Genomic DNA, 23537 nt, shown 5'->3' with positions numbered 1-23537 from the left:
TTTTGATTCAAATTCAGGATACATTAGATTTTATTAGAAGTAATACTTCGCTTTCGCCCAAACTTCGCGGTTCTTCTTGTAACCTGCGAGTTGTCCACGCTTGCCTCCAAAGTGGTCATAGCCGAGCGAGAGCATCACCTGATCGGTAAGCGAGTAATCGCCCGAGGCACGGCCATAGTAGCCGAGGTTATCAATGTCAAACATGCCGTAGAGCGAGAGCTTTAGCGTGTTGTTCAGGAGTTCCTTTGAAATGCGGAAAGTCATTTCGGAGGAATTCTTTTCATTTGCGAGTTCATCTGAATAGTCGGCGATGTACTTGTGCAAATACTGTACCATGAAGGTCCAGTTGTTGCCTGCGTACCAGTCAATTCCACCGAGCACGTTGAACGTGTTCTTGCGGGCGTAATCGAGGTTGTTGGCATAACCGAGTGCTTCTCTGAAATATTCCGCAACTTCGGCTCGAATCACAAATTCGCCAATGGGCATCGACATGTCGCCACCGAACATGGTCATTGTTTCATGGATTCCGCGAATGACTATGGAATCCTTGACAGAATCGTAGCCTGCGACGGTGACGGGCGACTGGTTGTGCGTATGGAGCGCCGAAATGGAAAAGTCCAGGTTCGAGAGGAAGAAAGAGACTCGTGTTCCGAAATCTCCATTCTTGAGACGTGGCTCGGGGCCTTCAGGGAAATCAAGCCCCGCTTTCTCGGGCAAGTTCGGGCGCCAGGGATTGTCCTCGCCGAGGGGCATCTGGAAGTATCGTGGTACAGGCACATAGACGATTTCGGCGTTTACCCGCTCGCCGGGGTACTTGACGCGGAAACCGTCAACGGCCATGCGCATGTCGTCGTAATCGCTCGACATGAATTCGGTGTAATCTACAGGCGAAATCAGATCGGTGACGCGCAACCCATCGGCAATGCCCCACACTACAATCTGGCGACCCGCTTTGAACTCCACGAGGTCATTCTGGTAGTTGAAATATGCCTCTTGCAGTTGCACGCCGGTGCGGTCATCGAGAATGCTGTTGTGTACGCCATTCAGGCTTGTGAACAAGTAAGCGTTCTCGTAATCCACGCGGAGTTCCGCTCGCAGGCGCGTCCGCGACGTCGTGAAGTCGTGCGGATGCTCCGTCTGCACAGCATGATACGTGTCCACGAATCCATTGAATTGAAACGGGGACTCTTGAGCAAAGGCAGATGCCGACGCTAACAACAATGCTACTAGAGATTGCTTCGCTACACTTCGTTTCGCTCGCAATGACATTTTCATTAACACTTCCTACTGTCTACTTCCTACTGCCTACTATTTTAAAGTCCTCTTTCCAGGCGCGGGACGGTGAACGTCTTCGCGTCCAGCGGAATGTTGAACTTGATGTCACCGAATTCAAGGAGCGTCTTGTGGTTGCTCTGCACGTTTTCCATGGTCATCTTGCCAATGGCCCAGAAACCGTCTACCTGCACGACTTTTTCGACCTTCAGCAAACGGTGCAGCTTGCCGAGCTTGTCGTAGTATTCCACCTTGGCGGCAATCAGGCAGTCCTTGCGGATCCAGGAAATTTTCTTCGAGAAGATTTCGTCGCCCTTTTTCGGAACGGATTCCACGACCCAGCAGTCTACGCCATCGACTTTTTCTTCGCGCACGAATGTATGCGTGTCTTCGTCGATATTGCGTTGGCCCACATCGTCGTAAGTGAAGTCGGAACCCATGAAGTAGTCCGTTTTGGAACTCTTTCCGCTAATACGGCGCGTCTTCTTCATGGCTGGCAGATAGAGCCACTTGTCGTCATCCTTGTTGATGTCGTCGTAATCGACCGTCAGGAATCCCGTGCCCTTCACGTCGTTGGGGTAGCGGAAGAACATAATCTGTTTGGTGTCTTTGCCCACGTCCATCGCAAACGAGGTAATCTTGCGTTCGCGTTTGCTGCCGCTCTTGTTCACGAGCGTCATCGAGAGTTCGGAACTGCGGGTGTCGCCATCGGGGCGGTCATGTACCTTCTGCACGATGTCGCGGCCGGTTAAAGTTTCTGCGCTCACCATGGCGCTCAAGGCGATAATAATTGTCGCGGCTGTTTTTGCGAATTTCATATTCATAAATTTCTCCTATTTTCCAAAAATCTTGAATTTCTTGATTAAAAGCGGTGTCACGAACAGGTCGGCGAGCAATGCCGAGACAAGGCCCACGAACACCACGAAGCCGAAGTTGAACATCTGCGTTGCGGCCGAGGTGGTAAAGCCCGCAAATGTCGCCACCATGATAATCGTCGTCATCACGAGTGCCGGGCCCGCCGTGCGGAACACATTGAGAATCGATTCGCGGTAATCGTGGGTGCGGTCGAATTCCACATGCCCGTGGTTGATAAAGTGAATCGTATCGTCAACGGAAAGGCCGATAATCATCGGGATGAGTGTCGCCGTCATCATGTCAAGCGGAATGTCCGTGAGTCCAAGGTAGCCACCAACGAAAATACCCGGCGCGATGTTCGGAATCATGCCGATAAGGCCCGTACGGATGCTGCCGAAGACTATCATCAAAAGAACTGCCACAATGACCACAGAAATCAGGAACGACGTCATCTGGCCCACTTCCAGGTACTGCTGCATGGCGGTGAACTGCGGCAAGTTTCCTACGGCAGTCACCTTTGCGTCCGGGTAAAGCTTGCGTGCGAAATTCTGCAAGTCCTCGATTTCCTTCTGGAGTTCGTTGGAGTTGTAACTTGAAATTTCAATCATCAAGCGGAGTTTTCTGTAATCGTAATCCATCCAGTAAGTTGCTTCACTACCGCCCGCATTTTCGTAGAGCAAAAGCAACTGAGCGACTTCTTCTTCCGTTTCGGGAATGGCGTATTTTTCCTGACGGTTTTCGTTCAGCGTGCGGTCCAAATCCTTGACGATGTCAAGAATGGAGGTGGAACGCTTGGTGAGCGGGTACTTGCCGGCATGATCCTGCAACTGTTCCAACTTTTTAAGGTTTTCGACTTCCTTGGCCTTGTCGTTTGTACCAAAGTCAATCACCAAGTCGTACGAATAGAAGCTTCCGATTTCGGATTCTGCCACGTAGAGCATCTTGTTCACGTATTCGACCTTGCGGCCCATGGTGCGTTCCACGTCAAAGGCGGGTTCTATCTTGGTGAGCCCAAAAACCGAAATTGCAGTTACGATGGCGAATACAATCGCAATCGGCTTGCCGTGTCCGAGAACGAATTTGCCGATAGAATCGAGAATGACTCCCATGCGCGTGTCGCCGCGTTCAAGCACCTTGGCGTTCGGCTTCTTGTCTTTGCCGAAACTCAGGAGAATCGGCGAAACCGTCAGCGCCACGAGAAGAATAAACGCAATCGCAATCGACGAGAGAATGCCCACGGAACGAATCGGCTTGAGCATCACCGAAAGGAAGCTGAGTAACGCGACAATCGTGGTAAGGCCCGAGAACAGCACCGACCATCCCGTTTCACGCATGGCGTAAAGCACCGATTCCTTGCGCTTGCCCGTAAGCATCATGTTCTTGCGGAAGAACGAGTTGATGTGGATGTTGTACGCAATCGAAACAGCGAAGGCCAAAATCACGGGCACCATGATGTTGGTCGCATCCATGTAAAGCCCGAGGTAACCCACCAGGCCAAATGTCATGATGACGCCTGCAAAAGTCGTAATCAGCGGAGAGACAATTCCGCGGAGCGAACGTGTCACGAGGAACATCACGATGATGGCGCAGAGAATGGTGATGATGAAAATGCGTCCCATTTCTTCGCCGATATATTTCAACTTCTGGAAACTCAGGTAGGGCATGCCTGTAGCACGCGGGTGCAGCGGCGCATACTTTTCCTTCGCGATGATTTCGGTTGTTTCGCGGCCCGTCTGCATGTCGGGCGCTTCTGCCTTCACGCCCTTCGCTTCGCCTTCGGCCTTCCACACGGAATCTTCAGGGAAGGGGCGCAGCTTGATGTTGATGAAGGCCTGCTTGCGGTCACTCGAAATCAGCTTCTTCGCCAGTTCCGGCTTGTCAGCCAGGCGCTTCTCGATTTCGGCAAGTCCCGCTTCGTCTGTCGGGATTTCTTCGGGCACAATCTGCGTGATTTCCATGCCCTCTTCGGTGCCGAGCATGTATTCCAAATCGACAATCGAAGTCGCCTTGCCGTCGGAATACGAAAGACTATCGCGCAGTTCGTTCGAAAGTTCGCGTAAAAGTTTCAGATTGTCCGGCGTCAAGATGGAATGGTCGCTCTCGACCAGTACGCCCACGAAATAGTCGTTACCGAAAGTTTCCTTGAACTTGTCCGTTTCGACAAGCATCGGGTCGCCCTCGATAAAGTAGCTGTCCCAAGACGCCTCGACGTAGATTTTTTTCATGCCCACGACGGAAACCGCGAGCAAAACGATAAACGCCACCAGCAAAATGGCGCGGTGATTGAGCAAGAATTCGCCAAAACGGCCGAATCGCTCGTTAATTTTTTCAATGTTGATCTTTGGAAGGCTCATTGTATCCTCTCTTTTTTTGCAGAGCAAAAAGTAGAGATATGAGCCTAAAAAATCTACTCCAAATGGTTTTGCTTAAAACCGAACAGACTCTAAATCTTTCCAGATTATTTGCAGTCCATTTGGAGCGGTTTTTTGAGCGATTTTCGGCTACTTTTGGCGCATGAAAAACGCTGATTTTGTTGACCATTTGAGCCTCGCCGAAATGGGCGAAAATCGTTGCGGAACGGTTGCCCAAATTGAGGGAGATTCCCGCTTTATTTCAAGAATTGTTTCCATCGGGCTTACGCCGGGTTCCGCCTTTACGCTCCTCAAGAATGATGGGCGCTCGCCGGTGCTCGTTTTTTGTCGCGATACAGTTATCGCTGTCAATCATAAGGAAAGCTCACAGATTTTTGTCAAGGTGGAATCGTAAAAATGAGCGAAATCAAGACTATTGCTTTGCTCGGACAGCCTAATTCTGGTAAATCGACGCTTTTTAACAACCTTACAGGGCTTCATCAGCGCGTGGGCAACTGGCCCGGCAAAACGGTGGAAAAGGCCGAAGGTTCTTTCGTTTTCGATGGTATTACATACAAGGTTGTTGACCTTCCGGGGAGTTACGGACTTTCGGCAAACTCCGAAGAAGAAGTTGTCACCCGCGACTATATTCAAAGCGGCAAGGCGGACCTTGTGTGCATTCTGGTGGACGCTTCGCAGTTGGAACGCAGCCTTTACATGTTGGCTGATTTTGTGGGCGTTCGCATGCCTGTGATGCTAGTGCTCAACATGATGGATGTAGCTGAAGCGGCGGGCAAGAAGATAGATGCTGCTGCTATTGAAAAGCTCCTCGGCATTCCTGTTCTCGGCTTCAGCGCCGCAGAAACAAAGCGTTATCCTGAATTTTTCAAGAAGATGGTTTCGGCCATCAAGACGCCCGTTTGCTTAGATAGCGGGAGCCTGCGCGAGGAACTCGTTAGCGGGGGAGCGCTTGGCGAAAAAATGGATGATATCGTTAGCCGCATCGAAGTGGCCCTCGGCGATTTTGAATACGGCGTGTGCGAAAAACTCTGGATTGCAGAAAAACTTCTCGAAAAAGACAAGCTCATTTGCGGTGTCGTGAATGAAATGCTTCCGTTCGCGAGGAAGAATGCGATTGAAACAATCCTCGATAGCGAAGAAGGGCGTGACGGCGGCATTCTCACCGGTGAGGCCAAGTACCGCTGGGTTTCGAAGATTGTGCGTGAATCGGCAACGCCCAAGTCCATTGAGAAAGTCTTTAGCAAGTGGGACCGCATCGCGACGCACCATATCAAGGGCAAGTTCTTTGCATTCGGAATCATGGTTGTTTCGCTGATTGCGTGCATGATTCTCGCGTTCCCTGGCATGGGAATCGGTTTTGGTTTGCAACCTGTCTTGGAATCGGTGGTGGAACGTGTGGGCAATGCGCTCGGAATCTGGCCTGTTGTCATTTCGTTTGTCAAGCTGGTTCTGGTTGGTGGCACGTGCATTACTGTTTGCATGACGAGCTTTATTTTCTCCATTATTTTCGTGTTCCGCATCCTCGAAGAAATCGGCTATATGGCGCGTTTTTCGTATGCGTTCGATAGTTGGCTTTCGCGCCTCGGTTTGCAGGGCAAGGCCATCATGCCGCTGTTTTCTGGAATTGGTTGTACGGCGGGTGCAGTTTGCGGAACGCGCGTACTCGACACTCGTGGACAACGCCTGTTGGCGCTCGTTTTATTGTGGGCGATTCCGTGCGGGAGCAAGGTGGCTGTGGTGCTGTTCCTTGCATCAACTTTCTTCGGGTCGGCAGCTCCGCTGTTCGGCATCGGTTACGTGGCATTGATTTTTGCGAGTTTCTACCTGTCTTCACGTCTGTTCGGCAAAAAGCTTGTCCCGCAGAATGAACGCGTGGGCATGATTATGGAACTTCCGCCGTATCACAAGCCACATTGGAAGATGATTGCCGCGATGGTCGGGCGCAGCACCTGGGGCATTTTCAAGAAGGCCTTGAAGATGATCCTGATGGTGGCGGCTCTTTTCTGGGCGCTCTCTTACGCGGGCGACGGAAATGTGGAAAATACGCTCCTGTACAAGATTGGCAATGCGATTGAACCGGTGACGATGTTCTTCGGAATGCGTTGGGAACTGTTTGTCTCTTATCTGGGCGGCATGTTCAGCAAGGAAGCTTCGCTTGGCATCATGAGCACGCTCTTCAACCACACCGGCGAGGCGTTCTCTCTTGTGACCCGCGTGGCTGCAAGCGAAAACTTGGGCGAGGCGCTTGCAAGTACCATCAGCAAGCCCGAAGCGCTCGCGTTCCTGTTTGCGTCAATGTTCAATGTTCCCTGCGTGCTGGCGATGGGTACTACCTACCGTGAGGCCGGTTCGTTCAAGTGGCTAGCCACCATCATGGGGTATTATTTGGCGCTTTCGTTGGGGCTCGCCTTTATCGGCTACCACATCGGATTGCTGATTTTCTAAGTGAAATTTTATAGCGCGCTGTCGAGCACCATCATGAGCGTGAAGCCCACGGCAAAAAGGATGGTGCCGGCATCAAAGTGCTCGCCTTCGCTGACTTCGGGAAGCATTTCTTCCACAACCACGTAAATCATGGCGCCCGCCGCAAGCGAGAGCAGGTAGGGCATGAACGGCGAGAGCGCCTCAGCCGCAAGCAGCGTGATTAACGCGCCTACGGGTTCTACGGCTCCGGAGAGCGCTCCAAGGGCAAATGCTTTTTTGCGCGACGCTCCTTCGGCACGGAGCGGGAGCGAAACCACCGCCCCTTCAGGGAAATTCTGGATGGCGATGCCTATGGCAAGCGCAAACGCACCCGAAAGTGTGATGGCCACATTCCCCGAAAGCCAGCCTGCGAAAACGATACCGACAGCCATGCCCTCGGGCAAGTTGTGCAAAGTTACCGCCAGCGTAAGCATGGTCGTGCGCTTGAGTTTTGCCTTGGGGCCTTCGGGTGTCGCGCTGCCTAAATGCAAATGCGGCGTGATTTTATCTAGAATAAACAGGAACAGGATACCGGCCCAGAAGCCGACCGTCGCCGGGATGAAAGCCAGTTTGCCCATCGATTCGCTCGCGCTGATTGCAGGCAAAAGCAGGCTCCAGACGGAGGCTGCCACCATGACGCCTGCCGCAAACGACAATAGGCCGCGCTTGAGGTTTTGCCCCATCTGCTTCTTCATAAAGAAGACGCAGGCGGCCCCGAGAACCGTCCCTAAGAACGGAATGGCAAGACCTTGGGCAATTTGTATAACCGGCTCGTTCATACTTAATGCTACGCTAAATGAAATAGAAACCGAGGGCTACGCTAAATGATAATAGGTGTACGCTAATGTTGTCGTATTGCTCGTTTATTTCGCTTGCGTCTAAAACAGTTGTTAAGCCAAATAGCGATTGTAAACCCAGTTCGAAACGGTTCCCGAGCATAATTCCTGTCCCTGCGGTGAGTTGTATGTCGCAAAATGAAAGTCCCTCGCCATCCCATTTTGTTTTAAACCCGTAGGTGCTGTTTTTTCTCCGGCTATAGCCCTCTGTCGCTTTTATGGTATACGCGAATGTCAAACCCGCATCAAAATAGATGCGACTTTGAGTTTGAAAATGTGCAAGAACGGGAATTCCGAAACTGACTGCTTCGTAATGTACATAGGTGTCGCGATTAAGGTTTTCGTCTGCAAAGCCCACATTGTTCTCAAGTGAGCGGACATTGTACGTCAGCCCCGTACGGAGTGCTGGCAGATCGTGAAAGTTAAAGATTGTGTTGATTGCAAGCAGAAAACCTGGACCGCTGAAATCCTTGGGATCCATCAGATTTCCCTCTTTACCGATCAAAAAATCGTAGGAAAGGCCGATGCTAGTACCGAGCCTGAAAAAACGATTAGATGCATCGCCAGCGTGGCACAATCCTGCTAAAACAAATACGGCTAACGCAATTTTTACTGATATGCGATTTATCATCTTGGACTGAAATATAATTTATTTAACAGAATCAATTTTTTTTGCGAAAACGTCTTGCGTTAGGGATAATAGAGGGTGACGCTCTGTTCTACCGCTCTTTCCCGTACGGTTTTGTGAGGTACACGAGTGCCGTGGTAAGCGTGTAGTCGGCGATGAGGGCGGCACCAAGGCCCACGATGGAAAGCAGGCCCACGTTGTGGAGTGCGCCCATGGGGCTGAAGATGAATACGAAGAACATCGCGCAAAGAATGAAGGTGGTCATGCCCATGGTCTTCCCGATTTCGCGGTAAGAGAGCAGTAGCGCGTGCCTGTAGCTGCCCGTGCGCTCGAATCCGTATTTGATGTGGTTATTCATGTGGATGGTGTCATCGACGGCGATGCCCAAAATCATTGGCATCACGATCATCGTGATCATGTCGAGCGGCATGCCCGAATAGCCCATGACGCCGCCAATCAGGAGTACAGGCGCGACGTTCGGAATCATCCCGATAAGGCCGGCCTTGATGCTCCCGAACGCAAGAATCATCATGATGGCGATAATCACGAACGAACCACCGAACGAACGCAACAGCCCGCCAACGAGTTTGCCGTTCATCTCGGCGTAGTTCACGACTTCTCCCACCACGGAGACTTTTGCGTCGGGGAAAATGCGGGCGGCATAAGCGTTTGCGGAATCCAGGTCTTCGACGATTTTGTTGGCGTCGTAGCCGGCCAGTTCTATGTGAATGAAGGTTGTCTTGTAATTTTCGTCCATGCGTTCAAAGAGAGCGTCTGGGTCCGAAATCTCGTACAAGAAAAGCAGTTGCGTGAGCATGTCCTGCGCGTCGGGAATCTTGTAATACTTGATGCTGTCGGCGTTCAGCGTGCGGTTCATCTCTTTCACGAGGCGCGTCACCGATTGCACGCGCGGCTTGTCGCCCGAAATCTTGGTGAGCTGGAGCGTGCCGAGGTTCTGTTCAAGTTGCTCAATGCGTTTCATGTTGGCGGGATCCTTGAGCGCGTCGTCGTCCTCAAATTCCACCATCACGTTAAAGTCGTAAAGGCTCCCGAGTTTTCCGCTGAGCATGTCCTTGAGCCGCGTCACGAAGGGAATCTTTTCGCCCATGGTCTCAGTGTAATCCATATTCACGTCGATACGCATCATTCCTGGAATTTGCAGCAACATCACCGCCGCCGAAATTACTGCGACAACAACGCTGTGCCTGCACACCTTGCGCCCAAAGAATTCAAAGAGGATGTCCGCCTTGGTGGCTCCTGCCGACTTTACTTGCGTCGGGTCGGGTTCTGCATTCTTGCCGAAGCTCATGAGGATCGGAATCAGGATGATGACGTACAGATAAACCATCGTGACGATGCCCGCCGAAATCCCGCCAATCCAGCGGATGGGGCGAATGCCTGCGAACAGGAACGAAATCAGCGATGCGACTGTGGTAATGACTGTAAAGAGGATTGGCCAGCCCGTTTCTTCGACGGCGCAAATCACGGATTCGTGGCGGTTGCCTGTGCGCCTAAAGTGCATGCGGAACGAATTGATGTAGTGGATGGAATAGCCCACCGAAAGTGCCATACCCAAAAGCACCGGAAGCGCGACCATGCTTTCATCGCCGATAATGCCGAGCCAGGCGTTGATGCCGAGTACCGAGGCGATACCGCCGACCGTTGCAATCGCGGGCACTACCACGCCACGGAACGAACGCACAAATAAAATGAGGCATACGAGCATCACCATGAATCCGATGCCGATGCGTATGGCGCATTCACGCGAAATGACTTCGTTTTCTTCCATCTCGGTGTAGCTCATGCCTGTCGGGAGCATCTCGAACTTGTCGCTTTTGAATTCGTCGGAATAGATGACTTCGCGGGCGAAAGGCGCGATGCTGTCCTTGCCGAAATCAACTCCGCCCTCGTAAGATTTTAGCGAGAGGATAACCCAAGTTTCCTTCGCGTCGTCCGAGACGATATTGTTCACGAGCGATTCGCGGGAAAGGATCAGCCGCTTTTTCGCTTCTAGTTCCTGTGGGTTGTCGGGAATGCCGCTCTCGAACGGATCAATGACTTCAAAACCTTCGTCATTGGCGACTGGAATCGACAAATTGTGCGTCAGCGAAACGACGCGGTCGGCATAAGGCACCTCGTTTTCGAGCCTGCGCGAAAGCCTATCAATCGCTTGCAATACTTCTGGCGCGAACACGTCGTCGGCACGGACCATCACCATGTAGGTATCGTCACTTCCGAATTTTTCGTTAAAGTGCGCCTGGTCAATCTTTACCTTGTCCCAGTCGTCAAACCATTCCTCTTCGCTGCTCGTCATCTGCAGATGCGGCAAACCGAGACACGCCAAAACCGTCACAACAACTGTCGCCAGCAATATCAGCCAGCGAAACTTGACCTGAAAATGCCCCAACTGGGCAAAAACCTTGTTGACACGAGAAACTTGCATAAAACATCCCATTAATAATTTCTCGCGAAAAATAGCGTTTCAATGCCTTTTTTTCTACTCCAAATGGACGGAGATTGAAAAGGGGAGGGGAAATTCTTGCAGCGTAATTAAAAGCCCCAACGGATTTAATTCCGTCGGGGCTTGATTCAAAACAACAACACAATAAAAGAGGACAGGTATTTTAGGCGGTGGCGAGCGTTTTGCCGAGTTCCTGGCAGGAGGCTTTGCCTGCGTCATCGGGGGTGTTCTCGATGGCGAGCGGTTCTGCTACAAGTACGAGACCGGCAGCTTCGGCATCGGCCTTCCACGGATTCATCCATTCGCCGCCACCCCAGCCGTAAGAGCCAAACAGGGCGACTTTCTTGCCGGCAAGGGACGGCTTGACGGCATCGTAAAACGGCTGGAATTCGGAATCTTCGAGCTCTTCGGCGCCCATGGCGGGGCAACCCAGCGCGTAGCGACCGTATTCGCTCAGTTTTTCCTGCGAAAAATTAGAAACGTCAAAAACATCGGCTTCGGCGCCGGCAGCCTTGGCTCCTTCAGCGACGTATTTTGCCATCATTTCGGTGTTTCCTGTTCCGCTCCAATAAATGACTGCGATTTTTTCCATTATGATTCTCCTATGTTATTACGTTAAATTTCTGAGATTGCTTCGCTATGCAGCGTTCCGCTCGGGCTGACGTATTGAGCAATTTTTTGTACTTGCTACAGCGAGCATCGGTAGTGAGTAACCACGTTCGAAAAGTGAACTCATGACCGAAAAGCATTTTCGGAAGCATTCGAATTTCTTTTCCGATTCGGCAACGTCGCCATACACTTTCCAGTAGCCCGTACTTTTGCAATTTTGCCCGCCATTGGCGATGAAACCTTTGACGTCTTCGAGTGGGTACCCCAGGAAAAGTCCGATTTCATGTGGAAAGCAATGGCATTTTGCGATACGGTGGGTGAGTTTTGCGATAAGCGTTTCTTCGTCAAAATGCTGGTAGCCGTAAACTCCCAGGAATTGACGGATTTCATTTTTGTTGAACAACTGGCTTAACACATTGCGGCGGTAGACGTACACAAAGCTGCGACCGCAGCGCTCTGCGACGATGCGCACGAATATGCCCGACGGATTCAGTTCGCGGTTCCAGCGAGCGAGAATGGCGCAAAGCGGTTCGTGTTCTGCGGGCGCTTTTTCCATGCAGAAGAGGCTGCCGACCTTGCGGGCGGCAAGTGTTGGCGCGCATTGGCGAACCAGTTTGTAATCCATCAATCGTTGTGCCGTCATCGTTATTCCTCTAAGGATTGCTTCGCTTGCAATGCAATCTTCTTCTACCTTTCTGCTTTTTACCAACCACTGCCTACTGTCTACTGTCTACTTCCTACTTCCTACTTCCTACTGCCCACTCTTCATCTGCAATTCCAGCATCTTGCTGAACAGGCCGCCTTTCGCCTTGAGTTCGGCGGGAGAACCTGTCTCGGCGATGTGACCGTCCTGCAGCACCACGACCTTGTCGGCGTTTGCGATGGTACGCATACGGTGTGCAATGATGATGACGGTTTTGCCCTTCACCAACTGCGAAATGCCGCGCTGGATCTTGGATTCGTTTTCTACGTCAAGGCTTGCTGTCGCTTCGTCAAGCAGGATGATGGGAGCGTCCTTTAACAATGCACGCGCAATCGAGATTCTCTGACGTTCACCGCCCGAGAGCGTTTCGCCGTTTTCGCCGATGACGGTGTCATAGCCTTGCGGCATCTTCTGCACGAAATCGTCGCATCCCGCGAGTTTTGCGACCTTCAGGATTTCTTCGTCGCTGGCATCGCGCTTGCCGATGCGGATATTGTCCTTGATGCTTGTGTTGAACAGCACCACGTCCTGGAAGACGATGGAGAAATTCTTGAGGAGCGTTTCAGGGTCAATCTTGCTGATGTCCTGCCCGCCGAGGGTCACCTTGCCGCCTTGAATATCCCAGAAGCGTGCCGCGAGTTTTGCTGCAGTCGTCTTTCCGCTGCCGCTCGGGCCCACAAGTGCGGTGATTTCGCCCTGCTTTGCCGTGAACGAAACTTTTTTCAGGACTTGCTTGTTCTCGTTGTAATTGAAGTCGACGTCCTTGAATTCAATATCGTAATTGGCAGGCGTAAATTCTGTTTCGCCATGTTGTATGGGCATTTGGTCCATTTCGCGGAAACGGCGCAGGCGCACATTCACGAAGAACAGTTCGGCAAGGTTGTTGAATACAAGGAAAACCGGATTGTAGATGGTCGCTGCGCACACGATGAATACCAAGTAGGTGAATACATCGATTTCACCCTTGGTCCAAAGGCGTGCGCCCGTAATCAGCACTGTAGCAAGACCCATCTTGAGAATGCCTTGCGCCGAATTCAGGAACATACCGACTTTCACGTCAGAATCTATTTGCGTTTTTTCGTACTTGATGCAGTTCTTGTCAAAATGGTCGAGATAGGCGGCTTCGCCGGAGTAGGAACGGATTTCCTGCACGTTTTCGAGGCCTTCCTGGATATCTTCCATGATTTCACGACGTGCGTTGTACGAACCTTCGAACCAGTGATCCTGAATTTTCTTGGAAAGAGCAATCAAAAGCGCAGCGGCAGGCACCACCCAAAAGAGCGCGATGGACATTTTCCAGTTGTAGCAGAACAGCATGATTCCGATAACGGTGACGCTTCCGATGGCGGCGAAAAGTTCCGGCACTGCGTGCGAGAAAATCATTTCGAGCGCATTGCAGTCGTCCATGATTGTTGACGTCAAATCCGAAAGGTTCTTCTTGCCAAAGAACGAGAGTGGCAACTTGCGGAGCTTTTCGGCAATCGAGACTCGGCGGCGCATGCTTTCGTCGTAAACGCTGCTGTAAGTCGCACTGTACGAAAACCTGTAAATGACTAGCATCACGATAAACAGGACTACCGCAATTCCTACGTAGAATAAGGTTCCGTGCGGAGTTTTGCCAGCAAATTCACCAATGCCCATCTGCTCCATCAAAAAATAAAAGAGCATCATCATCGGGAACATGAGCGAAACAAAGTGCAGGAATGTCCAGACGACGCCACGGACAAACGTGCGGGAGCCTTCTTCCGAAAGAGCAAAAGTATTCTGAACCCACTTATACATTTTCGCCTCCTTCATTATCCTTGGAATTGTCGAGGGTCCATGTGACAGACTGCTGGTATTCGGCCCACATCTTGGCGTAAATGCCGTTCTTTTCAAGTAATTCGCCGTGCGTTCCGCGTTCAGCGATTTTGCCTTCTTCGACCACAATAATCTGGTCGGCGTTCACCACGCTTGTAAGCCTGTGGGCTATCATCAAAACGGTCTTGCCTGCGGCCAGTTTGTGCAAAGCTTCTTGAATTAAGCGTTCGTTTTCTGGGTCAGCAAAGGCGGTCGCCTCGTCTAGCACCACGATGGGAGCATTCTTCAAGATAGCGCGCGCAAGCACAACTCGCTGCTGCTCGCCACCCGAAAGATAAGTTCCCTTGCTCCCGATAACGGTGTCGATACCGCCCGGCAGCTTGTCAATGATTTCACGGCACTGCGCAAGGTCAAGAGCCTTGTTTACCTGCTCGAGAGTCGCGTCGGGCATGCCGTAGCGAACGTTATCCAAAATGCTCATCTTGAAAAGGCGAGTATTCTGGAACACAAACGAAACGTTCTTCATCAGTTCCTTCGGGTTAATCTGCTTTACGGGAACACCGCCAATAGTAATTTCGCCGCTATCAACGTCGAAGAAGCGCGGCAGGAGTTTTGCAATCGTGCTCTTGCCGCCGCCCGAAGGCCCGACAAGAGCTACCGTATGGCCAGCGGGCACCGAGAGCGAAATGTCGTTCAGCACTTGTTTGTCGGTATCGGGGTAGGTAAAGTTCACGTTCCGGAATTCTACATCGAACTTTTGCATCGGCACCGGATTTTCACAAACTTCCAAATCCTTGGTGCGGGCGATATCGTTGATGCGGTCAATTGCAATGCCCGCCTGGTTCGTGGCGTTGCTCAGGTACATGCTGCGCATCACGCACTGCGAGAATAACGGCGTTACCAGCACATAAATCATCATGTTTACGATGGTTTGCTGTATGTTATCACCGCTCCCGATAATGAGTACAGCTGTCGGGACTAGGAAGAGTACGAAGCCGTTCACGAGTGTGGTGTAGATGCAGTAGGCCTTTTTCCAACTGTCGGAATAGGCGGTCACCATCTGGTGGTAAACCTCAATGGTCTTATAGAAATTCTTGAACGAATAGATGGTTTGTTGGAAAACCTTGACTACGGGGATGCCGCGCACATACTCGACTGCTTCGGAGTTCATTTCTTCGAGCGACTGCATGTAGCGTTCCATGAACTTGGTTCCTTTTTTGCCCAAGGTCCCGAGAATAAAGATTGCGTAGACAATCGGAATGAGCGAAGCTAGCCCAAGTCGCCAATCAAAAACGAACATCATCACGAGCGCCACAATGGGAATCAAGATTGTGCTCGAAATATCGGGCATCTCGTGCGCGAGGAAGGTGTGGGTGATGGCCGCATTGTCGTCAATAATCTTGCGGAGCTTGCCCGTCGGGTTCTTGTCAAAAAATCCGAGCGGAGCGCTCATCAGTTTTTTCATCGCGGAACGACGCAAGTCGCCTTCGAGCCTGAATGCCACCAAGTGCGAACAGGCAAGGGCCGCAAAGTAGAGCAATACGCTTGCGACCGAAGCGAGGACTGCCCCGATGGAGTAGTCAAAAATCTTGATGTTCGTCATGTCACCGCCAGAGATAACCTCGCGGACAATCAGCCACATCAGTAAAAACGGCACGAGCCCCGCGATGGCGCTCAATGCCGAGAGAATCAAAGCTAGCGGGAACAGCGGTTTTCGTGATCCCATGTATGCATAAAGTTTTTTGAACGTGTTTTTCATAGTTGTTTTAAAGGTTATATTCCTCAAAGCCTTGCTCTGCAAGGCGACCTCAGAGTGCGAAGCACGACCTCATAGCTCATACCTGTCATGCTACATTTGTAAGTCTGTATCGTTTCCTGTATTCCTTCGGGGTCATGCCCATTACATCTTGGAAAGCGTGGGCGAACTTGCTCCCGTTATTGTACCCGACCGTGCCTGCGATTTGCAGAATTCCATGGTCACTTTCACGGAGCTCCTTGGCTGCAATTTTCATGCGCTCGCGACGTGCATAAGTAAATACGGGCAGCCCGAATACGTTCTTGAAACAGAGCTTCATTGCGGTGGGGGGCATGTCGAACTTGTCGGAAAGCTCTTCAATGGTGAAATGGCTATCCATGTTTTCACAAATGAACGTGCGGATTCCGTAAATTTTTTCAATCTGTAACGACGACAGGTTACATTCACGGCAGGCGTATTCCCTTTGTGTATCTAGATTTTTCAAGGTGAGTAGCAGTTCCAAAATTGCGAGCCTGCCGTATTCTGTCAAAGAATTCTTCGTCTTGTTTTCGACCATTTCGAAAGCGCGGGCGACTTCTTCTTTGGTGTGAACGATGAACGGACGTCCTGGACGGCAGATTTTTTGAGCGAGCATCTTGATATCAAGTTGGAAACCTGCAAAATGTTCTTGTATGTATTTTGTGGATTCCTCGTAGAACAGGATGCGGTCGCCGCAATAATCTGCGGAACGGGTCAACGCTCCCGAAGTCCATGCGTCGTAAACCAGCAATTCTCCGGCTTTCAGCTGATTACAGGGGAGTGCGCCCCCGGCCCAACTGATACGTCCCTTCCGGCAAAATTCAAGGACCAAAAGCGGTTCCCTTGTGAGAGTCGTGTGGTAGCACCCAATCTTGTGCAGCCATTCAATTCCGTTGATACTTAACATGTTTTCCTCATAAATCAATCTGAATTGTTTTGTTAGTCACGTCTTAAAAAGTAAGACAAATCTAACTAGCTATTAAAACTTTGTCAAGGCTAATTTTGTTTTGCGTATATAATTTTTTGATTACGATTTTGCCTAAATGGAGTCAAATGCGACTGATTGGGATTGAAAAAGACGAGAAAATTAGTGCTCTATTTGGATTATCCATTTGGGTTTTTCTAACACCATTTGGAGTAGAATCAACCAAAAGACATTTCTAAAATGCTCCTGCAAATTGAATAACGCGGTTTTTTCCGCATAGTCTTACAGGAGCTAATATGAAAAAAAGTTTTTTGATGGCACTTGCAGTGTCTTTCGGCATGCTTGTTGCTTGTGGTGACGATTCCTCCTCTTCTGCAAGCGGAGACGATGAAAAGGAGCTTTCCTCTTCTTCGGTTGAAAAGTCCGGTAATAAAGACAAAAAGTCCAGCAGCAGTAAAGGCAAATCTAGCGACAGTAAGGGCAAATCCAGCAGTTCTAAGAAGGAAGAAAAGGGCGAATATAAGCGCGAATTCGCAACTGCTATCGCTTCGGGCGAAACAATGTTCATCGGCACGATGTCCCTGGACCACACGGACGATTTGGGCAAGGACTTCATTGAAGTCGGCACCCGCGCTGGCGTTGTCTATTACGACAATTCTCTGTTCATTGCTGACCTTAGTGTGGGCTCCATTGCACGCTACAGCCTTGACAAAAACAATAAGATTGGCAAAAAAACTGCGGAGCTTTCGCTCCCTGGCGTCTGGGTAAACCACATTTTCTTTGTGAACGAAGAAAAGGCTTACTTGGCTGGTGCACTTGATTCCCTGCTCATTATCAACCCGAAAACCATGAAGCGCACGGGCGCAATTGACCTTTCCGAGTATAAAAACGATGATGCTATTGCCGTGTCTCCGGGCACGGGACTCATTGTTGATGGGCGCCTTTATGTGGGCCTGCTGCAGAGCATTAGTGACTATGTGACCGGTTATACGGCCCAGGTCGCCATCATTGACATCGAGAAGGATTCCGTGATTGCCGTGGCCGAAGACAATCGTGTTGCGGCTGTAGGTTCGCTGGATGACTCGCAGAATCAGGCTTTTATTCTTGCTGATGGCTACATTTATTGCTACTGCAACGCCTCCTGGGGCTATTCTCCGGATGGCCAGACCGACGGTTTCCTGCGTATCAAGGTGGGCGAAACCAAATTTGATAAGGACTATGCATGGCTCGTGACCAAGGAAGTTGCCATTGATGGCATCACCAAGAAGGATAACTTCAAATATCTGAGCCCGGCCACATACGCTGTCGGCACCAAGGTCTATGCCTTCCTGAACGTGATGGTGGATTTGCAACAGGTCTGGACCGATATGGATAGCTACCACAACAATACCTGCAAGCCGGTAGAAATCGATCTTGCCAAAAAGAAAATGAAGGCGCTCCCGATTGATTACACTTCTAGTTGGGCTAGCTACGGCAAGTACATCGATGACGACGGCACCGTAATTTTTGCAGTTTCGACCGAAAAAGATGGCAACGCCTACTTCCGCTATGACCCGAATACCAAAAAGGCCGAAAAGATTGCAACGGTTGAACCGATCCCGATGTGGATTGTGCCGCTGAAGTAAGCGAAAAATTCTTCATAAAACACAGTATCCTCATAAACACAAACCTCCGTTCTTGCCTATGGCAAGGACGGAATTTTTTTTTATGCACAGAATCCATTTGGATTTTTTAGGGCCCGTTTGGAGTAGAATTTTGGAGTAAAAAATGCTCTATTGCGCTGCGATGAAAAAGATGTTTATTTACAAGGCGATTGCGTTTGCCGCTATATTTGCAACGCTTGGCGTGGTGCCGGCTCGCGCCCAAGATGACGAAGTGACCTCAATAGACGATTTCTTGGAGGAATCAGCTCCGGAAAGTGCCACAGCAGATGGAAATACGAATAGCGCTGTGGCTCAATCGGGTACGTCTGTAGACAATGCATCGGGAATCACTCAACTGGACGAACTCTCGGTGGAATCTGAAGTTGAAGCGGAACAGGCAAAACAAGCCAAAAAGGCAGAAGCTGTCGTGACAATCGATGCTGCCGAGATGCAGAATACAAGTAAGACCGTTTCGAAAGCGATAAATTCTGCCTCGGGCGTAAAGGTGCGCAAGTCTGGTGGCATGGGCAGCGAAGGCAAGGTCAACATTCGCGGCATGGAAGGCAAGAATATCAAGGTGCTCGTGAACGGAGTCCCGGTCGAAACGCAGGGCAACTTGGGCCTAGACGATATTCCCATCGATCAGATTGCAGATATCGAAGTTTACAAGGGCTATGTTCCTGCGCGTTTTGCAACAGATGGTGCAGGTGGTGCAATAAACATCATTACCAAGAAGCGTCCCGCCAATTCGGTAGATGCGTCCTATAGTTTTTCGAGTTTTAATTCGCACAAGGCGTCTGTTACTGCAAGCCATTTGATTGATAGCATTGTTGGTCACGCTGGTTTAGAAGTGGGTGTGTCGGGGTATTTCAATCATTCTGATAACGATTATGAGTTTACGTCGCCCTACATGAAAAGTTCTACAGGCAAAGATACTACCATCGTTCGCGATCACGACCATTATACCTCTTATAACGTGCAGGCTTTTGCAAACTTGATGAATGCTTGGTTTGACCAGGTTTCGTTGGGCGCAAGTTATGGTGCATTCGATAAGGAAATTCAGGGAGATGCGAACCGCATTGTCGAAACGAAAAATGAGGGGTACAATTTCGGTGCCACATTCGGGCTCGACAAAAAAAATATTTTCGTGAACGACCTGAATTTCGGTAATCATTTTTCGTTCGGGTATAGCGAAAATAAGGTCATTGATACGAGCCGAGTGCATTGTCGCAACTGGTTCACCTGTGATACCGCCAAAAAAAATGTGGGCGAACTATCTACGATGGGACTCCCGAAACTTAGAACCGTTCAGGCGCATGACTTCAACGATTTGCTGAATTTGGATTATCAGTTCATCAGGAACCAATTTATTTACTGGAATACTCTTTTCAGGTATCATAAAGAAGACCCCGAAGATGATTTTGGCACTAAAATGTTAGGTTTCAATACGGCTGGGTACCCGGGGAAAACAGTTTCTGTGACAACAGGCCTTTCGCTCGAAGATAATTTCTTTGATTCTCGGTTGCAGAACTTGCTGGGCTTCAAGTTCCATTATCTGAAAGCGGATATCTCTAACACGTCCACAAGTAGGTTGCAGAAAGCGACGGTTGAATCAAATGATTATACTGATTTTGGTTACGATGAAAGTTTGATGTTCCGGATTGTAAAACCGCTTGCGGTCAAGGGGTCTTACCAGCATGCGGTGCGCCTGCCCACGCCCGATGAACTCTTTGGCGATGGGGTGCGCGTGAGTGCAGCAACAAATCTCAAGCCCGAAGAAGCAGATAATTTTAACGTTGGCCTGTCTCTTGATTTGCAAGAAATCCCGCTGGTGGCACGGTTCCGATTTGATGGTGACGTTTTCTATTCTTACTACAAGAACCGCATTCATTATATGGGCTCGTCACAGATGTCTGTGCCGTACTTTAATATGGACCCGATTCGCGGATGGGGTTACGAAGGCGACGTGAAACTCGATGTGAATGAATGGATTTTGCTCGGAACGAACTGGACTTTCCAAGATTTGCGTAATATAGATTATAACGCCAAACAGGGCATTCTTGAAGATGCGATTATCCCGAACATTCCGCGATTCTTCATGAATTACCTTGCCGAATTCCACATGGGCGATGTAATCAACAAAAATGATTTTCTCAAGTTCTGGTGGTCGGCAAACTATACTGACGAATACTATTATGGTTGGAAAATCAGTTCTCGCCAGAGCCGGAAAATTGAGGCCTCGTTTACGCAGGATTTGGGCATAGAATACTCCGTATGGGATAATAAACTTGCCTGGAGTTTTGAGGTTGATAACTTTATGGATGAAATTGTTTACGATAAATATGGCGAAAGCAAGCCTGGCCGCACTTTCGCTACAAAAATCAGGTATAGCTTCAGGTAGCGTTCGCTAACTTTGGATAGTTCAATCTAACTAAGTTATTTGAATGGAAACTAAGTTGTATAGCCTGAACTAAATTGGGAATTTGCAACATTGTTAGTTGCTTGGAAAGCTTATGGAACTTGGGTTTGAAGTCTGTTTGTTAGTTTGTATGTAAATTGCTTTTTAATGAAGTTTTAGGTAGATTTTTAGCAAACAATCAACAAAGGAGTAAGCTATGTCCGTATGGAAAAATGAAAAGTTCTGGTGCGTGGTGGCGGGTGTCGTGGGCCCGGCCATTATTAAGAAGATTGTCAAGGCTCCGAAGACGCGTGAATATGCAGTCAAGGGACTTGCCGAAGGCATGAAACTCACCGCCGATGCCAAGGCCGCCTTCCAGGATATGAAGGACGAAGCCGCCGACATCTGCAACGACGCGAAGAAAGAAGCAGGTAAGTAAATAGTGGCTAGTGGTTAGTAAACAGGAATGAAGAAAGAATATTCTAATAGTAATCCTAACCACTAATCACCAACCACTTGAGTTATGAAGTCTAGAATCGTTTACGATCAGCCGGGGCGAATCCGCTTTCGGGCGGGGGCCTATGCATTTGAGCGTGTGCATGAATCGCGCATCCACAAGGCATGCGTGAGTGAACCTTATGTCCAGAAAGCGGTAGTCCATTCGGAAAACGGCGGCATTCTGCTGGAATACGAAAACGGCTATCGTGAACAGGTGATTGATTTTGTCCGGAATCTGGATGTTGCAAATCTCCCTGAGAGCGAGCCCGATACTGAATACCAACTGCAGGAACTCGATACGCGTTTCAAGAACCGGCTTGCGTTCATGATTGCGCGGCGTTACCTGGCCAAGTTGCTGATTCCGGCCCCCATTCGCACGGCGCACCTGATTTACAGGGGCCTCAAGTTTGTGGCGAAGGGCTTGAACTGCCTTGGCGAAGGCAAACTCTCCGTCGAAGTGTTGGACGGTGCTGCCATCGGGGCGAGCATCTTGCAGCGCAATTACGAATCGGCAGGGACCATCATGTTCCTGTTGAACGTGAGTAGTCTCTTGGAAGATTACACCAAGGCGCGTACCCGCACGGCCCTTACCGCAAGCCTTGCCGTGAAGGTAGACCGCGTGTGGGTTGTCAAGGACGGTGTTGATGTCCAGGTGCGTATGCAGGATGTTCAGGTGGGCGACCTTGTGCGCGTTCGTTCCGGCAGCATGATTCCGGTGGACGGAACCGTTGCCGAAGGCGATGCATTCGTGAACGAAGCGACTATGACGGGCGAATCGCAGGCGGTGCACAAGACGGTCGGAAAGTCCGTTTTTGCAGGCACTGTCGTGGACGAAGGCTCCATCGTAGTATCTGTGCGAGCCGTGAGCGGCAACACCAAGATTCAAAAAATCATCGAACTCATTGACCGCTCCGAAGACCTGAAGGCTTCTATCCAGAGCCGCGCCGAACGCCTGGCCGACGGAATTGTACCGTTCAGCTTTATCGGATTCGGGCTCACGCTCCTGTTTACGCGCAACATTACCAAGGCCGTCTCGATTCTGATGGTGGACTATTCTTGCGCCATCAAGCTTTCAACCCCGATTTCGGTGATTTCGGCGCTCCGCGAAGCGGCCGACCGCAACATGACCGTGAAGGGCGGCAAGTATCTGGAAGAATTTGCGCTTGCCGACACCATCATTTTCGACAAGACGGGGACTCTCACCAAAGCAGAACCTAAGCTCGAACGTGTCATTCCCTTTGAAGGCCGTAGCGAAGAGGAGGTGCTTCGCATCGCGGCCTGTATCGAGGAACATTTCCCGCACAGTATGGCTCGTGCCATTGTGCGCGGGGCTCTCGACAGGGAAATCGATCACGAAGAAGAGCACGCCGACGTTCAGTACATCGTGGCGCATGGAATTGCGACCACTCTGAACGGGGAACGTGCCGTCATCGGTAGCAAGCATTTTGTTATCGAGGATGAGCACGTTTCCGTCGGCGACACGGAACAACAGCGTATTGACGAACTCGCCGGAGCCGCTTCCGTGATTTACCTTGCCATTGGCGGGAACCTCGCGGGAGTGCTTTGCATTAGCGATCCTCCGCGAGACGAAGCAGCAGAAGCGATTCGCATGCTCCGCGAACGCGGAATCAAATATGTGGCGATGATTACCGGCGATAGCCAGAAGGCCGCCGAACGCACGGCGCAACTTTTGGGCATCGATACCTTCTTTGCGCAGGTTTTGCCCGAAGACAAGCACCGCTATGTGGAAAAGATGAAGGCTGAAGGCCGCCGAGTAATCATGGTGGGGGATGGTATCAATGACGCTCCTGCTCTTGCCGCCGCGAACGTGTCGGTTGCCATGAGCGATGCGAGCGACATTGCCCGCGAAACCGCCGACGTGACCCTTCGCAGCGAAGACCTGCGCGACCTTGCGGAACTCCGTACATTGAGCTTCCAGCTTATGGAACGTATCCAGGCGAATTACCGCTTTATCGTCGCCTTCAACACGTCGCTCCTGGCCGCAGGATTCTTCGGAATACTTGCCCCCTCGACCTCGGCCCTTCTGCACAACCTCTCGACCATGGCGATCTGCGCCAAGAGCATGACGCCGTTGAAGCAGGCGTAGGGACCCTCCGCCTAAAAAATCGGCTTGAATTATCAAAAAACGCCCCTACTCAGAGCTACTTGAGCGGGGGCGCGATTTATTCCCAAAGAGACACAAGAGGGAATGGATCTTTATTCAACCAAACAAGTCGGCATCTGAAACTATGGCTACTTTCCGAGTTAGACTTGTCTAACTGAAAGTTAGATAAATCTAA

17 protein-coding genes are annotated in these 23537 nt (G+C 50.4%); 6 read left to right on the top strand and 11 right to left on the bottom strand.

Annotation, left to right across the window (positions count from 1 at the left end):
* Positions 1-33 precede the first annotated feature (33 nt).
* The 3 genes from Q0Y46_RS04600 to Q0Y46_RS04590 all read right to left on the bottom strand — a co-directional run bounded on the left by Q0Y46_RS04600 (position 34) and on the right by Q0Y46_RS04590 (position 4481).
* On the bottom strand, positions 34-1161 hold the full coding sequence (locus tag Q0Y46_RS04600) for a DUF1302 family protein (protein ID WP_297945435.1): 1128 nt from the start codon (positions 1159-1161) through the stop codon (positions 34-36).
* A gap of 152 nt (positions 1162-1313) precedes the next feature.
* Entirely contained in the window at positions 1314-2090 is a 777-nt protein-coding gene (locus Q0Y46_RS04595) for an outer membrane lipoprotein-sorting protein (RefSeq protein ID WP_366522475.1), read from the bottom strand.
* A gap of 15 nt (positions 2091-2105) precedes the next feature.
* Positions 2106-4481, bottom strand: coding sequence for an MMPL family transporter (locus Q0Y46_RS04590; RefSeq protein ID WP_297945431.1), 2376 nt, complete (start codon positions 4479-4481; stop codon positions 2106-2108).
* Between the two features lie 160 nt (positions 4482-4641).
* Here Q0Y46_RS04590 and Q0Y46_RS04585 point away from each other — a divergent pair, with 160 nt between their 5' ends.
* Positions 4642-4893, top strand: a complete 252-nt coding sequence (locus Q0Y46_RS04585) for a FeoA family protein (RefSeq protein WP_295685396.1) — start codon at positions 4642-4644, stop codon at positions 4891-4893.
* A 2-nt stretch (positions 4894-4895) separates the two neighbouring features.
* Positions 4896-6944, top strand: coding sequence for a ferrous iron transport protein B (gene feoB / locus Q0Y46_RS04580; RefSeq protein ID WP_297945428.1), 2049 nt, complete (start codon positions 4896-4898; stop codon positions 6942-6944).
* An 8-nt stretch (positions 6945-6952) separates the two neighbouring features.
* On the opposite strand, the gene Q0Y46_RS04575 is transcribed toward feoB, so the two are convergent.
* The 8 genes from Q0Y46_RS04575 to Q0Y46_RS04540 all read right to left on the bottom strand — a co-directional run bounded on the left by Q0Y46_RS04575 (position 6953) and on the right by Q0Y46_RS04540 (position 16680).
* Complete coding sequence (locus tag Q0Y46_RS04575) at positions 6953-7741, bottom strand: ZIP family metal transporter (protein ID WP_297945426.1); 789 nt, start codon at positions 7739-7741, stop codon at positions 6953-6955.
* A 13-nt stretch (positions 7742-7754) separates the two neighbouring features.
* Positions 7755-8429, bottom strand: coding sequence for an outer membrane beta-barrel protein (locus Q0Y46_RS04570; protein ID WP_297945425.1), 675 nt, complete (start codon positions 8427-8429; stop codon positions 7755-7757).
* Between the two features lie 88 nt (positions 8430-8517).
* A complete protein-coding gene (locus Q0Y46_RS04565) occupies positions 8518-10869 on the bottom strand; it encodes an MMPL family transporter (RefSeq protein WP_297945423.1) in 2352 nt (783 codons plus the stop codon).
* A gap of 181 nt (positions 10870-11050) precedes the next feature.
* Positions 11051-11479 carry a flavodoxin gene (locus Q0Y46_RS04560; RefSeq protein ID WP_295684957.1) on the bottom strand — a complete coding sequence of 143 codons (429 nt, stop codon included), beginning with the start codon at positions 11477-11479 and terminating at the stop codon, positions 11051-11053.
* A 45-nt stretch (positions 11480-11524) separates the two neighbouring features.
* Complete coding sequence (locus tag Q0Y46_RS04555) at positions 11525-12205, bottom strand: DUF3793 family protein (RefSeq protein ID WP_297945421.1); 681 nt, start codon at positions 12203-12205, stop codon at positions 11525-11527.
* A gap of 42 nt (positions 12206-12247) precedes the next feature.
* Positions 12248-13981, bottom strand: a complete 1734-nt coding sequence (locus Q0Y46_RS04550) for an ABC transporter ATP-binding protein (RefSeq protein WP_297945419.1) — start codon at positions 13979-13981, stop codon at positions 12248-12250.
* Positions 13974-15758: an ABC transporter ATP-binding protein gene (locus Q0Y46_RS04545; protein WP_297945417.1), complete on the bottom strand. Its 1785-nt coding sequence runs from the start codon at positions 15756-15758 to the stop codon at positions 13974-13976. Before Q0Y46_RS04545 ends, Q0Y46_RS04550 begins: the two co-directional genes overlap by 8 nt.
* An 85-nt stretch (positions 15759-15843) precedes the next feature.
* Positions 15844-16680, bottom strand: a complete 837-nt coding sequence (locus Q0Y46_RS04540; protein WP_297945415.1) for an AraC family transcriptional regulator — start codon at positions 16678-16680, stop codon at positions 15844-15846.
* Between the two features lie 314 nt (positions 16681-16994).
* On the opposite strand from Q0Y46_RS04540, the gene Q0Y46_RS04535 reads away from it, so the two are divergent.
* From Q0Y46_RS04535 to Q0Y46_RS04520, 4 genes are all read left to right on the top strand, one after another.
* Positions 16995-18323 carry a hypothetical protein gene (locus Q0Y46_RS04535; protein WP_297945413.1) on the top strand — a complete coding sequence of 443 codons (1329 nt, stop codon included), beginning with the start codon at positions 16995-16997 and terminating at the stop codon, positions 18321-18323.
* Between the two features lie 142 nt (positions 18324-18465).
* The gene (locus Q0Y46_RS04530; RefSeq protein ID WP_297945411.1) at positions 18466-20742 is read left to right on the top strand and encodes a TonB-dependent receptor; all 2277 of its coding nucleotides are present in this window, start codon (positions 18466-18468) and stop codon (positions 20740-20742) included.
* Positions 20743-20956: 214 nt separating this feature from the next.
* Complete coding sequence (locus Q0Y46_RS04525; RefSeq protein WP_295684977.1) at positions 20957-21178, top strand: DUF1490 domain-containing protein; 222 nt, start codon at positions 20957-20959, stop codon at positions 21176-21178.
* Positions 21179-21262: 84 nt separating this feature from the next.
* Positions 21263-23344, top strand: a complete 2082-nt coding sequence (locus Q0Y46_RS04520) for a heavy metal translocating P-type ATPase (RefSeq protein ID WP_297945407.1) — start codon at positions 21263-21265, stop codon at positions 23342-23344.
* Positions 23345-23537: the final 193 nt, after the last annotated feature.

Source organism: uncultured Fibrobacter sp., assembly GCF_947305105.1.
Classification (GTDB): Bacteria; Fibrobacterota; Fibrobacteria; order Fibrobacterales; family Fibrobacteraceae; genus Fibrobacter.
Note: the sequence above shows the minus strand (reverse complement) of the source record. Positions and strands in the feature narration are given on the sequence as shown.

Excerpts from the sequence above, each read along its gene's own strand:
- Q0Y46_RS04595 (WP_366522475.1), bottom strand. The coding sequence starts at position 2,090 with ATGAAATTCGCAAAAACAGCCGCGACAATTATTATCGCCTTGAGCGCC.
- Q0Y46_RS04590 (WP_297945431.1), bottom strand. The coding sequence starts at position 4,481 with ATGAGCCTTCCAAAGATCAACATTGAAAAAATTAACGAGCGATTCGGC.
- Q0Y46_RS04585 (WP_295685396.1), top strand. The coding sequence starts at position 4,642 with ATGAAAAACGCTGATTTTGTTGACCATTTGAGCCTCGCCGAAATGGGC.
- feoB (WP_297945428.1), top strand. The coding sequence starts at position 4,896 with ATGAGCGAAATCAAGACTATTGCTTTGCTCGGACAGCCTAATTCTGGT.
- Q0Y46_RS04575 (WP_297945426.1), bottom strand. The coding sequence starts at position 7,741 with ATGAACGAGCCGGTTATACAAATTGCCCAAGGTCTTGCCATTCCGTTC.
- Q0Y46_RS04570 (WP_297945425.1), bottom strand. The coding sequence starts at position 8,429 with ATGATAAATCGCATATCAGTAAAAATTGCGTTAGCCGTATTTGTTTTA.
- Q0Y46_RS04565 (WP_297945423.1), bottom strand. The coding sequence starts at position 10,869 with ATGCAAGTTTCTCGTGTCAACAAGGTTTTTGCCCAGTTGGGGCATTTT.
- Q0Y46_RS04560 (WP_295684957.1), bottom strand. The coding sequence starts at position 11,479 with ATGGAAAAAATCGCAGTCATTTATTGGAGCGGAACAGGAAACACCGAA.
- Q0Y46_RS04550 (WP_297945419.1), bottom strand. The coding sequence starts at position 13,981 with ATGTATAAGTGGGTTCAGAATACTTTTGCTCTTTCGGAAGAAGGCTCC.
- Q0Y46_RS04545 (WP_297945417.1), bottom strand. The coding sequence starts at position 15,758 with ATGAAAAACACGTTCAAAAAACTTTATGCATACATGGGATCACGAAAA.
- Q0Y46_RS04540 (WP_297945415.1), bottom strand. The coding sequence starts at position 16,680 with ATGTTAAGTATCAACGGAATTGAATGGCTGCACAAGATTGGGTGCTAC.
- Q0Y46_RS04535 (WP_297945413.1), top strand. The coding sequence starts at position 16,995 with ATGAAAAAAAGTTTTTTGATGGCACTTGCAGTGTCTTTCGGCATGCTT.
- Q0Y46_RS04530 (WP_297945411.1), top strand. The coding sequence starts at position 18,466 with ATGCTCTATTGCGCTGCGATGAAAAAGATGTTTATTTACAAGGCGATT.
- Q0Y46_RS04525 (WP_295684977.1), top strand. The coding sequence starts at position 20,957 with ATGTCCGTATGGAAAAATGAAAAGTTCTGGTGCGTGGTGGCGGGTGTC.
- Q0Y46_RS04520 (WP_297945407.1), top strand. The coding sequence starts at position 21,263 with ATGAAGTCTAGAATCGTTTACGATCAGCCGGGGCGAATCCGCTTTCGG.